Genomic DNA, 13,587 nt, shown 5'->3' with positions numbered 1-13,587 from the left:
AGCGAAAACCAAGCCGTACATCAACGTCCAAACTACCGTGGGGCACACGGGAAGTCATGCTTGGGGAGAGGGTGTAAGACCTACACATCGTGGGCAGTCCTCGTTGAACCAAGAATCCCACTGGCTTTAGCCGTGGGAGTGTCAACTGGCCTGTCATGGCTTTGGGATCAGTTTAAAGTCTTCCCGATTTGTTTTGTCAGGGCCTCATCGAATGCGCCAGCAGGAGAAGCGACCACACCCGGGCGGCCCTGACTCGTCTTATCGCACTCTTCACAGACATGGCCCCCTGGATGGGAGGCCACTGTGCTGTGCAGGACAAAGCAATCAAGTTGTGAGCAGCTCAATATTGAAGAGCGCTCTAGCAGAGCCCTTCGGATAGGGTTCGTAAAAGCAGCACTTCGTCAGCGGATAGCCAAACATTAAGGTTTCTTAATGTCTTTGGGTGCAAATGTAACGCGCCTGTAACGACCAATGGTTTAACCTACCAACATGAGTAGGGAACTTATATTGCAGATTGCATTTGACAACACCCGACCTGTTCGGGTTCGGCCCCATCCGATGAGCAGTGGGCGCACCTCGCTGCGAAACTGGCTCTTGCCTGCCCCTATTGAGTTTAGTGGCTGTGTTGCGTCGCGCGGCCAGGCGACACGACTGCGCTCGAGGCACCTGGCCTGAAGTCTTGCCCCCCTGGCAACTGCCTCCGCGCCTCCCGGTGGCAGTTGATTTTTTTGCCAGGGCCGATGCCGTGGCTTGTGGGCAGCCATAGACCAAAGCAAGGCTAATAAGAAAGGTCTTTGATTTGTTTTTTTCGGGGGCCCCTGCCTGAAGCTGCGCCTTTGCATCCGGTTGGTTTCGACCTGCCCTAAACAGAAAGCTTCAGGTGGGGTTTAAGTGTCTCCATAAGCGAAAGGCGAGATGCCGTACCGAAAGTTCGCTTTAGGAATTGCGCCAGGTATGCATTGACTCATTCCGCTGGTTTTGCCAATCTGCCCTGGCGCAACTTATATAAAATTTGCAGATGCGAGTCAGAATGTTGGTTGAATGGAGCCTGGGGTGTGTTGAAAGGTATAGCTGGAATGGGCAGCGCCTTGTGCCAAGGGAGCCCCCCTGGCGGCCCGAGTGGGGCTTGCCGCCGGTCAACTACGGTCTGATACCGGGCTACTATAACCCTGCTGACCAGGACACCCTCGACGCAATTTGGGCCAGCAGTGAGCCAATACCGGCTGGAAGCTGGCTCGAGGGCCAGGTGCTGGGCATGCTCTGGGTGCGCGATGGCGACCACAAGATAATCCTGGGTGAGCCCCAGGGCCTCCAGAAACTTGATCTGGAGGGGCTCTGGTGCTGGTTTGAAGGCCGCCAACCCCGCCTGGCAAAAGCTGAAGAGGCCGAGGCTTTCATGCGCACATTACCCAGTGCGCCCAGGCCTTGAGTTGGTTGGGCTCCAGGGCGTACTGGCCGATTTGCAGGCCTAGTTTTTACTTTCTTGCCTCGACCCGCTCCTGCATTTCCTTGATCAACGCCGCTATCTCCAGCGTTCGCTGCTCTTTTACGTGCCGCTCGCGCACATTGACTGCGCCAGCTTCGGCTTCCTTGTCGCCCACGACCAGAATGAGTGGGATTTTTTGTAGCTCGGCGTCGCGGATTTTGGCATTCATGCGCTCGGGGCGGCTGTCTACTTCTACCCGCAGTTTATTTTTACGCATCTGGGCGGCTATCTGGTTGGCGTAGGCCAGATGCCGGTCTGCGATGGGCACAATGACCGCCTGGATGGGGGAGAGCCACAGCGGGAAGTCGCCCGCGGTGTGCTCCAGATAGAAGGCGAAGAAGCGGTCGAAGCTGCCCATAATGGCGCGGTGGATTACCACTGGGGTTTCTTTTTCGCCTTTTTCGTTGGTGAACTCGAGGCCAAAGCGTTCGGGCACAATAAAGTCGAGCTGGTTGGTGGCGATGGTATCTTCTTTGCCCAGAACACTGCGAATCTGTACGTCCAGCTTGGGGCCGTAGAAGGTGGCCTCGCCAATACCCTCCACATACTTGGCCCCGGTTTGTTCCAGCGCGGCCCGGATGGCCGCGATGGAGTCGCGCCAGTTGTCGTTTTCCTCGCCAAACTTCTCGGGGTTGTTCTCAAAGTCTGGCAGCGAGAGGCGGAACCAGTAGTCTGAGATGCCGAAGTCTTTGTAGACCTCGTCGAAAAGCTGAATGACCCGAATGAACTCCTCGGTAACCTGGGCCCTCGAGCAGTAGATGTGGGCATCGTTTTGGGTGAAGCCCCGCGCCCGTGTCAGGCCACTCAGGGTGCCGGAAAGCTCGAAGCGGTAGACCGTGCCAAACTCGGCCAGCCGCAGGGGTAGGTCGCGGTAGCTTTTGGGCCGGGCCTTGTAAATCATGTGGTGGTGCGGGCAGTTCATGGGCTTGAGGTAGTACTCTTCACCCTCAATCTCGATGGGGGCGTACATGTCGTCTTTGTAGTAGGGCAGGTGGCCCGAGGTGTAGTAGAGCCTGGCGTTGGCGATGTGCGGTGTATAGACGTAGTGGTAGCCGTGGGCCTGCTCCTTCTGGTACATGTAGTCTTCCATCTGCTTGCGAATAAAAGCACCCCGTGGCAACCAGAGCGGCAGGCCCTTGCCCACTTCTTCGCTGATGGTAAACAGGTCGAGCTCCTGCCCCAGCCTGCGGTGGTCGCGGCGTTTGGCCTCCTCTTGCTGCCAGAGGTAGTGTTCCAGTTCTTCTTTGGTACGAAAAGCGATGCCGTAGATGCGCTGGAGCATGGGGCGGCTCGAGTCGCCCCGCCAGTAGGCCCCGGCAATGGCCGTGAGCTTGAAATGCGGAGGAATGCGGCCCGTGCTGGGTACGTGTGGCCCCCGGCACAGGTCGGTGAAGCCAAACTGTTCATCGCCCTGCTGATAAAAGCTCAGCTCTTCTGTTTCGGGAAGGTCTTGAATTAGCTCCGTTTTGTAGGGATCCACACCCGCATAGCGCCTTAGCGCTTCCTCACGCGAAAGCACGAAGCGCTTTAGGGGTAGGTTGGCCGCGATAATCCGGCGCATTTTTTCCTCAACAATGGGCAGGTCTTCCTCGCGGATGGGCTCGGGGGCATCGATATCGTAATAAAATCCGTTTTCAATTACCGGGCCAATGGCCAGCTTGACCTCCTCGGGTTTGTGGCCGCGTTCGGTGTATAGCTCGCGCACCGCCTGGGCCATCACGTGGGCCAGGGTGTGGCGGAAGAGCTGGGCGTACTCGGGATCCTTTTCGGTCAGGATTCGCAGCTCGGATTCTGGGGGTAGAGGCTTGAGCAGGTCGTACAGTTCTCCGTTGACAATAGCACCAACGGCTGCCTTGGCCAGGCCGGGGCCAATGGCTTTTGCGGCATCGGCTGCGGTGGCGCCGGGTTGGAGTTCCAGTTTTCGTCCGTCGGGAAGTGCTGCGTTCATAATCACCTCAAAAAAAACCCCGGCCCTTCAACTACGAGCCGGGAGAACCTCTACTGCCTTGCAGCTAGAAGTTCCCCCCAGGTCTGGTAGTTGGCCGAGACCTCATCTTGGGTAGAAGTCTACGGCTGCCAGGGGAGGGGCGTCAAATCTAGAGGCGGCTTCGTTGGAGTTTGTGGCCTGTGGGGTGCTGCCCATGGCCTCTTTGTGTAAAGCAGCCTGCCTAGCGCGGCTGCACCACCTCGAGCAGCTTCAAGCGGCGGCCTGCGTACAGGGCCCAGGCGTAGCAGATGGTGGCTACTACCATTGGCCCCACATACCCAACCTGGTCGGCCAGCAAGCCCCCCAGCACCGGCGAGAAGGCCAGCAGCCCCACAATGGTGTTGGACAGGCCGATGTACGAACTGCGGGCATCGGTGGGGGCCAGATTCACCAGGTAGGTGGAGGTGCCCACCCCGATGGAGGCAAGGTAGGCGCCCTGTAGAGCAAAAACTACCCAGAAAAGGGTTTTTGGCAGCAGCAGGGCCAGGATGGGCGTTGCCGCGCCCAGTGCAGCACCGATCAGGATGAGGCTGCGTGAGCCATAGTGCCTCGAGATCTGCACCCAGAGCAGGTTTGAAAGTACCGAGAAAAGCGTGTAGACCATGAGGTAGGTGCCAATTTCGCTCTTGTGACCCAGCACCCGCACGGCATAGGCCACATAGAAGGGTTCGACCATGCTGGCGACCACCAGCAGGATACGCACCCGTAGAAAGCGGCGAAAATAAAAGTCGCGGAAGGGCAGGCCGAGAGAGATGCGCTCGGTGCGGATCTCCTTGTCGGGCGGTTCGTCAATCTGACCAAAAAGGTGCCAGCCGTAGGCGAAGGCCAGGGTCCCCAGCGTGAAGAGAATGGCGTAGGGATAGGGGAAAGCCAGGGGTAGCTCGAGAACCAGCCGCACCAAAAAACCGGCCCCAAAGGCCAGCACCCCCCCCACCAGGTTACGAGCAGAAAAAAGCCCGCTGCGCCGCTCCATAGGGATGGTTTTACCGATGGCTTCCCAAAAAGGCAGGCTCGAGAACCCGGTAAAAAACCCGTTGAGGGCCAGACCTACCACAAATACCCACAACAGCAGGTCGGGCCAATTGCCCAGGAAAAACCCGCCCAGGGCCACGATGCCCAGGCTGGCTATGCGCAGCAAGGCCATCTGGCGGTACAGCGTGACCTTTACGGGTAGCCGGGCTACGTAAGGGGCGATGAAGACCTGGGGCACCATGGAGCCTGCGTTGAGCAGGGCTGGCAATAGACCGATAACCCAGTTGGCCGCCCCCAGCTTGGCCGCGAAGGATGCCAGCACGATGGAACCATTAAAAAAGGCGTCACCCAACAGCACAAACCAGCCATTGAGCATGGCCAAACGGTAGTTGCGGTCTTTGAGGTCTAGAATATCGGGTGTGTCGGTCTTGGTCATTCCTACGCTGGGCCCCTTTCATATGCTGCACCCGCGCTACAACGGGGTGACGGTGCTCGAGCTGCTCAAAGCACACCAGCCCGAGAAGATTTTCCTGGCCTCGTATAGCCCAGAAGAACTGGTGGCGCAGAGCTGGCGCGACCAGAACGAGCTCTCATTGTTCCATGTTTTGCCCTGGGCCGAAAGTGCGGGTATTGCGCTGGAGGCGCTGGATCATCAGTCGGAACTCAAGGCCGAGGCGGAACGCTTTCGTGAGGCCTTGAGCCAGTATCCCAAGGGGCAGCAGATTCTGAGCCAGGTGCACGGGCTCGAGGAAAACCTCAAATGGGTGGTTGGCAGCCCCCGTACCCCGGAGGATTTCGCCCAGGAGCCGGTATTGCAGGCACTATGGGCCTACCACCAGGGTTATGTGCAGGTATTTGGGGAGGGGCCCGCTACGGGTTTCCGGCAGCAACGCATGGCCCAGGTGGCTGCGCAGCTCGGCCATACCTGGGGACGGGTGGCGGTACTGGTGGACGTGCTCGAGTACCCCCTGCTGCTCAATTACCTACCGCCGGAGCGGCGCAGGTTACCGGGAGCCCATACCCCGACCGAGCTGGAACGCCAGCGCAGCGTGCTGGATCGGGCCTGGCAACTGAGCGACTCGGACGATTGGGCGGTTTTGTTGCAGCAACTGCAAGAGGTCGAAGGCCCTGAAGCCCTGTACTGCGCGGCCCAGATCTACCTGGCGGCGGGCCAGGCCGAGGATGCCTACCAGCTGATGGAGCAGCTTGTGCACACCGACTTTCAGCACCCTGCCTACTTGCCGGGTTATGCCTTATCCCGCTACGGGCAGCTGGCCGACCTGATGGGCCAGCGCGATAAAGCCCTGCGGGCCTATAAGGCCGTGCTGGGGCTTTCCTGGGTTCCCCAGGAGGCCAGAGAAATTGCCCTGGCGGGGCAGAAAACCCCTTTCCGGCTCGAGCCTTGAGCAAGCCCGGAGGCGGGTGTTTACTGTCCCAGCCGACGCAGCAGCCTGGGAGACCAAAAACCCAGCAGCCTCATGCCGCCGGGTTTGGGTGTGCCCTCGAGGTAAGCCACGCCGCCTTTCTTGAAAGGCAACGCACCGCCTTCCCGACGAGCGGTAATGAGCCAGGCGCACAAATCGCTGATCCAGGGCTCGTGTCCCACCAGGGCTACGTTCGAACCCTGAAGGGTTTTCAGGAGTTCAAGGCTAGGCTCGCCGGCCAGATGGGGCGTTACCTCGGTTTCGCCGTCCAACAGGGGAACCAGTAGCTCTGCCGTCTGCACCGCCCGCAGCTTGGGGCTGTGGTAGAGGCGATCCAGGCCAACACCCAGGCGCTTTAGCCCCCGCACCACCTCGGTGAACTTTTGTATGCCTTCCCTGGACAACGGGCGCGCATCGTCGGACTGGCCCGGCGCGGCCTCGAGCGCAATGGCGTGGCGAATCAGGTAAAGCCGCATGGTTAGCCTCGAGGCTCCCATTCTACCAGCAGCTCCAACCCAAAGGCATGCTGAAACAGCCTGGCCTGCTTGCGGGTTTCGGTGAGCTCTACCCAGGGTTCTTCCTGGGCCAGCAGGGTCAGGCGCACCTGCTTGCTGCCAATTTCGACATTCAGGCCCTCCACCCGTCCCACCCGGCTGCGCTCGAGATACTCGCTGATGCGCAGGATGGTGGTCAGCCGTAGCAGGCGCCGGGTGTCGCCCTCTTGCAACACCGACCTGTAGGCCCCAGGCCGGGGCTCGCCCTTGCGGTGGTAGCGCACCAGCAATCCCAGCAAAACCTGCTCGCGGTGGGTCAGGCCGGGAATGGCCCCGCTCATGACCAGGTATTCGCCGTGTTTGTGGTGGTCGTAGTAGCCCACGCTCATGCCGATGTCGTGCAGCAGGGCGGCCTCGTCCAGTAGCTGCTCCTCGGCCTGGCCGTAGTCGTGCAGGGGGGCCAGCAGCCTAAACAGCAAACGGCAGAAGTGGCGTACCCGGGCGGTATGGCCGTAGTCCTGGGGGTAGCGGGCAAAGAGGTTGCGCACATAGAACCCGCGCACATCGCTTAAAAGATGGGGTGCGGGCAGAAATTCCCGGTAGAAAACACCCTCCCGCACCCCCTGCCCCGAAATCCAGAGGCCCTCGAGCCCCCCTTCGCGCAACACTGTGCGGTAGACCAGTCCGCCGGCCACAATCACATCGGCCCGGTCGGATTGCAGGCCCTCGAGCTGCCGGCGTTGCTCGGTGGTGCGTTGGGCCAGTAGCGCTACCACCTCCTCCAGCGCCTCGCGCGATAAAAAGTAGCCGTGTACCAGGTCGAGGGGGTAGTCCTTGCGCCGCTGGGCCAGCTTGGCCAGGTTGCGCACCGTGCCGCCCATCGCCACCAGCGGCAGGGGGTTCTGGCGCACCTGGGCCAGCACCTCCTTCATCTCGCGGCGCACGAAGCGCTCGAGGTCTTCCATCTCGCCCTTTTTGGGGGGGTTCGACTTGAGAAACAGCTCGGTCAGACGCACCGCCCCCAGCGGATAGGCCCGACCCTCGCGGTACGTCCGGCCCTCCATGCGCGAGAGCTGGGCGCTGCCCCCGCCCAGATCCATTACCCAGGCGTCCGGGAAGTTAAACGAGTTGGCCACGGCCAGCACCCCATAGCGGGCCTCGTCCTGGCCGGAGAGCACCTGTACCTGAAGCCCCAGCTTACGCACCTCTTGCATAAATTCCGGGCCGTTTTCGGCGTCGCGGCTGGCACTGGTGGCAATTATCCGCAGCTCGTCCAGCTCGGTGGCCTGGGCAAAATCGGCATAGAGCTTGAGGGCCGACAAAGCCCGCTGCATCCCGCTTTGACTCAGGCGACCCTGGGTGGCCAGCCCCTCGCCCAGCCGTACGGTTTCGCGTATCTCGTCCACCAGCCGGAAGTGCTTGCCCGGCGCATAGGCATACACCACCAGCCGCGCAGTTCCCGAACCCAGGTCCACAATGCCCAGACGTTGCACCGCCCCATCGTAGAGCCTTAGTGCCATCGGCTCAAGCTCTGTCAGGGCTGAGCGCATAAACCGAGTGTGGGCTGGATATGTCAGAGGGGAATCAGGTGGGGTGGAGAGCAGAGGGGATGGGTGGTCAGCGACTTTGCCAGAAGCCTGATGTCGGGTTATGGGCGTCCCATCGCATTCTTCACAGACGTGGTCGCCCACCCGGGAGGCCACTGTGCTGTGCAGGACAAAGCAATCAAGTTGTGAGCAGCTCAATATTTGTGAAGAGCGCTCTAGATTATGGGGGTGGCCCCTCACCCCCTCGCCTTTTCGCCCCTCCCTCCGAACGATAAACTCAGACCAAGGTGAAAAAAACCAAGACCAAGAAAAAAGCTTTACCGTCCCCTGACAAAGCCCGCCAAGACTTGGGGACGATGCCCAAAAAAGTCAAAACGCTGCCCTATGTTGCTACCCACATTACGCAAGAGGCCAGTTGGCTTTCCTTCAACCGCAGGGTTTTGGAGCAGACCCGGCGGCCCGATTTTCCTCTCCTGGAGCGCCTGCGTTTTTTGGCTATATGGGCTTCGAACCTCGACGAGTTTTTTTCTGCGCGTATCTCGCGGGCCTTTGCCGAGGAACGGGGCAGCCCCGGCTACCAGGAGCTGATGAAGGAAGCCCTGGATCAGGCCGAGGAAGCCAGCCGGCTCTACCTGGAATTTCTCAAGGCGCTGGAAGGGCTGGGCATTCACATCCTGGAGCCCTCCCAGCTCACCAAGGCCGAAAAGCAGTACTTTGGGGCCTACCTGGCCGAGGAGGTAGCCCCCCTCACCGACCTGATCCGGCCCGAAGCTATACCCGAACTGGCCAGCCAGGCCCTTTATTTTGCCTCCGGTGAAGGGGCACTCCAGCACTTGATTCGATTTCCCGAGAGCCTACCCAGGCTGCTGGAGGTTCCGGGGCGGGAAGGGGGCTTTGTGCGCCTGGGGGCGCTGGTGCGGATGCGCAGCGACCTGTTTTTGCCCGGCAACCAGAAACTGCCGCTCTTTGAGTTTCGCCTGATTCGCCTGGCCCAACTGGCCCGTTTCCGCGCCGACTGGGACGAGCTGCCCGAAGCCCTCGAGGCCCGCTTAGACGGCAAGGTGAGCCACCTCGAGGTCGAAGAAGACTTCCCCCCCCTGTGGGCCGAGACCCTCCGGGTGGCCCTGGAGCTAGAACCCTGGGAGGTTTTTCGGATATCGCCGCCGCTCGACCTGAGCTTTGTAACCACCATTGTCGGCCAGGGGCCCGAGAGTCACAAGTTTAAGCCAATTGCTATCGAGAAGCCCAAGGGCTTCGCCAAAGACCCCTTCACCTACCTGAACCGCCGTGACCTGCTGCTCTACCACCCCTTTGAAGACTATGGCGCGGTGGAGGTCTTTGCCCAAACTGCCGCCCAGGACCCCAAGGTGGAGGCCTTGCGGGCTACCCTTTACCGCATTGGCGAGGAGAACGGCATCGCCCAGTCGCTGATTCGGGCGGCCAGGGCCGGGAAGGACGTGGCGGTGCTGCTGGAGGGCCGGGCCCGCTTCGACGAACTGGCCAACCTCGAGTGGAACCTGCGCTTTGCCGGGGCCGGGGTGCGGGTGTTGCCGCTGCCGAGCAAGAAGGTTCACGCCAAGGCCCTCTACGTGCGCCGGGACGGCAGCGAGTACGTTCACCTGGGTACCGGCAACTACAACCCCATCAACGGGCGGCTCTACACCGACCTTTCCCTTTTCTCGGCCCACCCGGCCCTTACTGCCGATGTGCGGGCTTTTTTTGCGGCTTTGGAGCAGCAGCATACCCCTGTGCTGGCCACCCTGCGGACGGGCCCTGCCATCCGCGACCTGCTGCTGGAGAGCATTCAGGCCGAGGCCCACAAGAAGGGCGAGATTATCCTGAAGTTCAACCACATCACCGACCCCCCCCTCCTGCAAGCCCTGGAGGAGGCCCTGAACCGGGGGGCCCGCGTACACCTGATTGTCCGCAGCACCCTGACCACCCTCTGGGAAGGGGTGGAGGTTAAGAGCCTGGTGGGGCGCTTTCTGGAGCATGCCCGCGCGGCGGCCTTTAAGGCTGGGGGCAAATGGCGGGTCTGGGCCGGTAGCGCCGACCTGATGCCGCGCAACCTCGACCGCCGCTACGAGCTGTTTTTTCCCATTCTGGCCCCGCGGCTCAAGCGCAAGGTACTGGAGATTTTACAGGCCCAGATCGCCGATGACCGCAATAGCTTCATTCTTACCCCCAGCGGGCAGGAGCGGCGCTGGGGGGGTAAGCGGGATGGTCAGAAGCTGGGCAAGTAGAGCGGTTTTCAGAGAGAATGAACCCTGACACCTGGCTCAGGCCGCACCCGCGATGATGCGGTGGTCTTTGAGTTTTAGCTGGCCCAGCCCGTGCTTGCTCGAGAGCCTGTCGAGGTTTTTCTGGCGTTCCTCCAGCCGGGCTGCATAGGACATATTGCCCCCGTGCATGGAAACCGCCACACCCCTGCCGGGGAGCTGAATGAGGGGATAGCCAGCCCCTACCACCCGCAGGTACCAGTCCCAGTCCCAGTAGTCGGCCATCTCGGGGTCGAAGGGGCCTAGCTGGTCGTGCAGAAAGCGGGGGTAGGCGGTACCAGAGGCCAACAGGTGGTTGTCGCTCTGGAGCGACTGGGGGCTGGCGCTGAAGTCGAAGGGGATGCGCTCTAGCTCGAGCCCATCGCGCTCCAGCACCAGGTAGCCCCCCCGGTACACCAGCCCTGCCTGGGCCTTGAGCGCCCGCACCACCCGGTGCAGGTGGGTGGGGTCGAGCCACCAATCATCGTCATCCAGCAGCGCAATAATCTGCCCGGAGGCCTGGGCCAGCCCGGTGTTGCGGGCCTCCACCTGGCCCCTACCAGCGTTGCGCACGGCCAGGATGCGGGGGTCGCGCAGGCCGTGGGCGGCCAGGATGCCCGAGCCGTCGCCATCGTCCACCACCACGGCCTCCCAGTCGGGGTAAAGCTGAAGCTGAAGTGAGCGCAGGGCCCGCAGCAGCAGCTGGGGGCGGTTGTGGGTTGGGATAAGCACACTGACCATGCTTTACGCCTGAAATTAAAGCGCTTTTGTCAGGCCTTGTTGGTACGCCTCCTGACATTTGCTTGACCAGGCTGACCCTGGTCTGACGAATGCTCAGCAAGCTCAGGCTGGAGAGGTAACCGATGCGAATACTGGTAACCAACGACGACGGCATCTACAGCCCCGGTTTGCTGGCCCTGGCCGAGGTGGCCACCGCTTTTGGCGAGGTGCGGGTGGTGGCCCCAGACGTAGAGCAGTCGGCTATGGGACACGCCATCACTATTACACGACCCCTGCACTACCGGGCCACACCGATGGGGGGCCTCGAGGCCTACCGCGTCAACGGCACCCCCGCCGACTGTGTGGCCCTGGGCGCGTACTACTGGGACAGGCCCGAGCTGGTGCTCTCTGGCATTAACCTGGGCTCCAACCTGGGCAACGAAATCTGGCACTCCGGCACGGTGGCGGCGGCCAAGCAGGCGGCTTTGCTGGGTATTCCGGCCATAGCTTTCAGCACGCCCATCAATGGCCGTGAGCCCGACTTTGCCACCCTCAAGCCCTGGGTAGGGCGGGTGCTCGAGGCCCTTTTGCGCGAAGCCAGGCCCTTCTTGATTAACGTCAACCTGCCGCCCAAACCCAAAGGGCTACTGTGGGCCAGGCAGTCGGTGCGGATGTACGAGGGCCGGATTGTGCCCGGAACCGACCCCATGGGCTGGGAACACTTCTGGTTCGCGGCCCACCCCGACCACGAGCCTGAGGAAGGCACTGACCGCTGGGCGGTAGGCCACAACTTTATTGCCCTGACCCCCCTGCGCCTCGACCTGACCGACGAGGCCCGCTTGAGCCAGGCCTTTCAGCTAGCGGCCTCGGCGGAGTAAAACCCTTTGATCTGCTCTTTTGCTGGGGCCCCCGCCTGAAGCGCGGGTAGCAAAAGCGCAAAAAACAAGGCTGCGCCGAACTGCGCCTAACAGAATGCTTCAGGCGGGGCTCATCACACATTGAACAGAACCAGGATCACGTCGCCGTCCTGCACCTCATAATCCTTGCCTTCGGTGCGTACCCAGCCTTTTTCCTTGGCCTGGGCCCAGCCGCCAGCCTCGACCAGCTTGTGCCACTCGATGACCTCGGCCCGGATGAAGCCGCGCTCGAGGTCGGAGTGAATCTCCCCGGCGGCCTGGGGGGCTTTGGTGCCTTTGCGAATGGTCCAGGCCCGCACTTCTTTCTCGCCCGCAGTAAAGAAGGTTTGCAGCCCCAGGGTGTGGTAGGCGGTGCGTACCAGCCGGTTCAGCCCCGACTCCTCCAGGCCCAGGGTTCGCAGGTACTCCTGGGCTTCTTCCTCGGAGAGTTCGGCCAGCTCCGCCTCGATTTTGGCCGAGATCACCACCACATCGGCCCCTTCGTTGGTGGCTATCTCGCGCACATGCTGCACGTGGGGGTTCTGGCTACCGTCGGGCAGGTCTTCCTCGGCCACGTTGCAGACGTAAATCACCGGCTTATGGGTAAGCAGGCCCAGCTCGCGGGCGGCCTTGCTCAGGAGCTCCGGCTCGGCCCCGGTAAAGGTGCGGATGGGCTGGCCCTGCGAGAGATGCTGCATGAGGGGCTCGAGCACCTCCAGGAGCGCTTTGTCGTCTTTGTCGCTTTTGGCGCTTTTGCGCAGCTTGTCCAGGCGCTTCTCGATGGTCTGGAGGTCGGCCAGGGCCAGCTCGGTGTTGATGGTCTCGAGGTCGTCCAGGGGGTCTACTTTGCCCGCCACATGCACCACGTTGGGGTCTTCAAAGCAGCGCACCACGTGGGCAATGGCGGCTACCTCGCGGATGTTGGCCAAAAACTGATTGCCCAGGCCCTCGCCCTTGTGCGCCCCCCGAACCAGCCCGGCGATGTCCACAAACTCCACGTGGGTGGGCACTATGGGCGGAACCCGCTCCCCCTTCACGAAGAGCTTTTGCAGGGCGGTTAGGCGGGGGTCGGGCAGGGTGACCACCCCCACGTTTTTGTCAATGGTGGCAAAGGGGTAGTTGGCCGCAAGGGCGCCCGCTTTGGTGATGGCGTTAAATAGCGTGGATTTGCCCACGTTGGGCAGACCCACGATTCCGACTCCGAGTGATGCCATGTGTGTCCTCTGGGCAGGCTACTGTACCTGCACACAAGCCCATATTCTAACCGCGCAAAGGCAAAAGCCCCAAGTCCACGCTGCCCAAGGGTTGCTTTACTCGAGACCAAGAAAAAGGGAGATTGTGTGCAGGACGGCATTTTGGTAATGAGGCTGGTCTGTGTGGTCTTCTTATGCTTAGAAGCGGTGTAAAGTAAGGTTGGAAATGGTAAAGAGTCGAGTAGGCAGCAAAGGACAGATAACCCTACCCAAGCAAATTCGAGAGCTTCTTGGCCTAGAACCAGGGGGAGAGGTACTGTTTGAGCTAAGGGGTGGAGAGGTGGTGCTTCGGGCTCGGCAAAGCGTGCCCCTCGAGGCCCTCCGGGGTCGGCTTAAGAGCCCAATACCCTTTCCAGGCAACGATAAAGAGCGGCAGGCCAGGGAGCGGGTGTGGGCCCAGGACGCGTAGAGCGCTTTTGGCTGGATACCAGCCTTATCCTACGCCTCCTCACTAACGATCCTCCAGAACTCGCCGCGGGTGCATCTCAGCAATTCCGTACAGGGAAAGCCTTCCACCTTAGGGCCTCGAAGGCCACCAGCGGACGGGACC

Annotated in this window: 11 protein-coding genes; 5 read left to right on the top strand and 6 right to left on the bottom strand. The window is 61.3% G+C overall.

The window, feature by feature from the left end; all coding sequences use genetic code 11:
* Positions 1–1,090: 1,090 nt before the first annotated feature.
* Complete coding sequence (locus tag ABWU19_RS12035) at positions 1,091–1,429, top strand: inorganic diphosphatase (RefSeq protein WP_435901925.1); 339 nt, start codon at positions 1,091–1,093, stop codon at positions 1,427–1,429.
* A gap of 46 nt (positions 1,430–1,475) precedes the next feature.
* Here ABWU19_RS12035 and thrS read toward each other — a convergent pair whose 3' ends face one another.
* Both thrS and ABWU19_RS12025 read right to left on the bottom strand, forming a co-directional pair.
* Positions 1,476–3,434 carry a threonine--tRNA ligase gene (gene thrS / locus ABWU19_RS12030; protein WP_435901924.1) on the bottom strand — a complete coding sequence of 653 codons (1,959 nt, stop codon included), beginning with the start codon at positions 3,432–3,434 and terminating at the stop codon, positions 1,476–1,478.
* A 220-nt stretch (positions 3,435–3,654) separates the two neighbouring features.
* On the bottom strand, positions 3,655–4,881 hold the full coding sequence (locus ABWU19_RS12025) for an MFS transporter (RefSeq protein WP_435901923.1): 1,227 nt from the start codon (positions 4,879–4,881) through the stop codon (positions 3,655–3,657).
* 22 nt (positions 4,882–4,903) lie between these two features.
* On the opposite strand from ABWU19_RS12025, the gene ABWU19_RS12020 reads away from it, so the two are divergent.
* Positions 4,904–5,851, top strand: coding sequence for a tetratricopeptide repeat protein (locus ABWU19_RS12020; protein WP_435901926.1), 948 nt, complete (start codon positions 4,904–4,906; stop codon positions 5,849–5,851).
* Positions 5,852–5,871: 20 nt separating this feature from the next.
* On the opposite strand, the gene sixA is transcribed toward ABWU19_RS12020, so the two are convergent.
* Together sixA and ABWU19_RS12010 are read right to left on the bottom strand one after the other, a co-directional pair.
* Positions 5,872–6,345: a phosphohistidine phosphatase SixA gene (gene sixA, locus ABWU19_RS12015; RefSeq protein ID WP_435901922.1), complete on the bottom strand. Its 474-nt coding sequence runs from the start codon at positions 6,343–6,345 to the stop codon at positions 5,872–5,874.
* A gap of 2 nt (positions 6,346–6,347) precedes the next feature.
* A complete protein-coding gene (locus ABWU19_RS12010; RefSeq protein ID WP_435901921.1) occupies positions 6,348–7,913 on the bottom strand; it encodes a Ppx/GppA phosphatase family protein in 1,566 nt (521 codons plus the stop codon).
* Positions 7,914–8,266: 353 nt separating this feature from the next.
* On the opposite strand from ABWU19_RS12010, the gene ABWU19_RS12005 reads away from it, so the two are divergent.
* Entirely contained in the window at positions 8,267–10,153 is a 1,887-nt protein-coding gene (locus ABWU19_RS12005; RefSeq protein ID WP_435901920.1) for a polyphosphate kinase, read from the top strand.
* A gap of 36 nt (positions 10,154–10,189) precedes the next feature.
* Here ABWU19_RS12005 and ABWU19_RS12000 read toward each other — a convergent pair whose 3' ends face one another.
* Positions 10,190–10,909 (bottom strand): glycosyltransferase family 2 protein, encoded by a 720-nt coding sequence (locus ABWU19_RS12000; RefSeq protein WP_435901919.1) that lies wholly within the window; start codon positions 10,907–10,909, stop codon positions 10,190–10,192.
* Positions 10,910–11,031: 122 nt separating this feature from the next.
* On the opposite strand from ABWU19_RS12000, the gene surE reads away from it, so the two are divergent.
* The gene (surE, locus tag ABWU19_RS11995; RefSeq protein ID WP_435901918.1) at positions 11,032–11,766 is read left to right on the top strand and encodes a 5'/3'-nucleotidase SurE; all 735 of its coding nucleotides are present in this window, start codon (positions 11,032–11,034) and stop codon (positions 11,764–11,766) included.
* A 113-nt stretch (positions 11,767–11,879) separates the two neighbouring features.
* On the opposite strand, the gene ychF is transcribed toward surE, so the two are convergent.
* Positions 11,880–12,998, bottom strand: coding sequence for a redox-regulated ATPase YchF (gene ychF / locus ABWU19_RS11990; RefSeq protein ID WP_435901917.1), 1,119 nt, complete (start codon positions 12,996–12,998; stop codon positions 11,880–11,882).
* Between the two features lie 205 nt (positions 12,999–13,203).
* Here ychF and ABWU19_RS11985 point away from each other — a divergent pair, with 205 nt between their 5' ends.
* Complete coding sequence (locus ABWU19_RS11985; protein ID WP_435901916.1) at positions 13,204–13,446, top strand: AbrB/MazE/SpoVT family DNA-binding domain-containing protein; 243 nt, start codon at positions 13,204–13,206, stop codon at positions 13,444–13,446.
* Positions 13,447–13,587 lie beyond the last annotated feature (141 nt).

It is taken from the genome of Meiothermus cerbereus, from assembly GCF_051297115.1.
Lineage (GTDB): Bacteria > Deinococcota > Deinococci > Deinococcales > Thermaceae > Meiothermus > Meiothermus cerbereus_A.
Note: the sequence above shows the minus strand (reverse complement) of the source record. Positions and strands in the feature narration are given on the sequence as shown.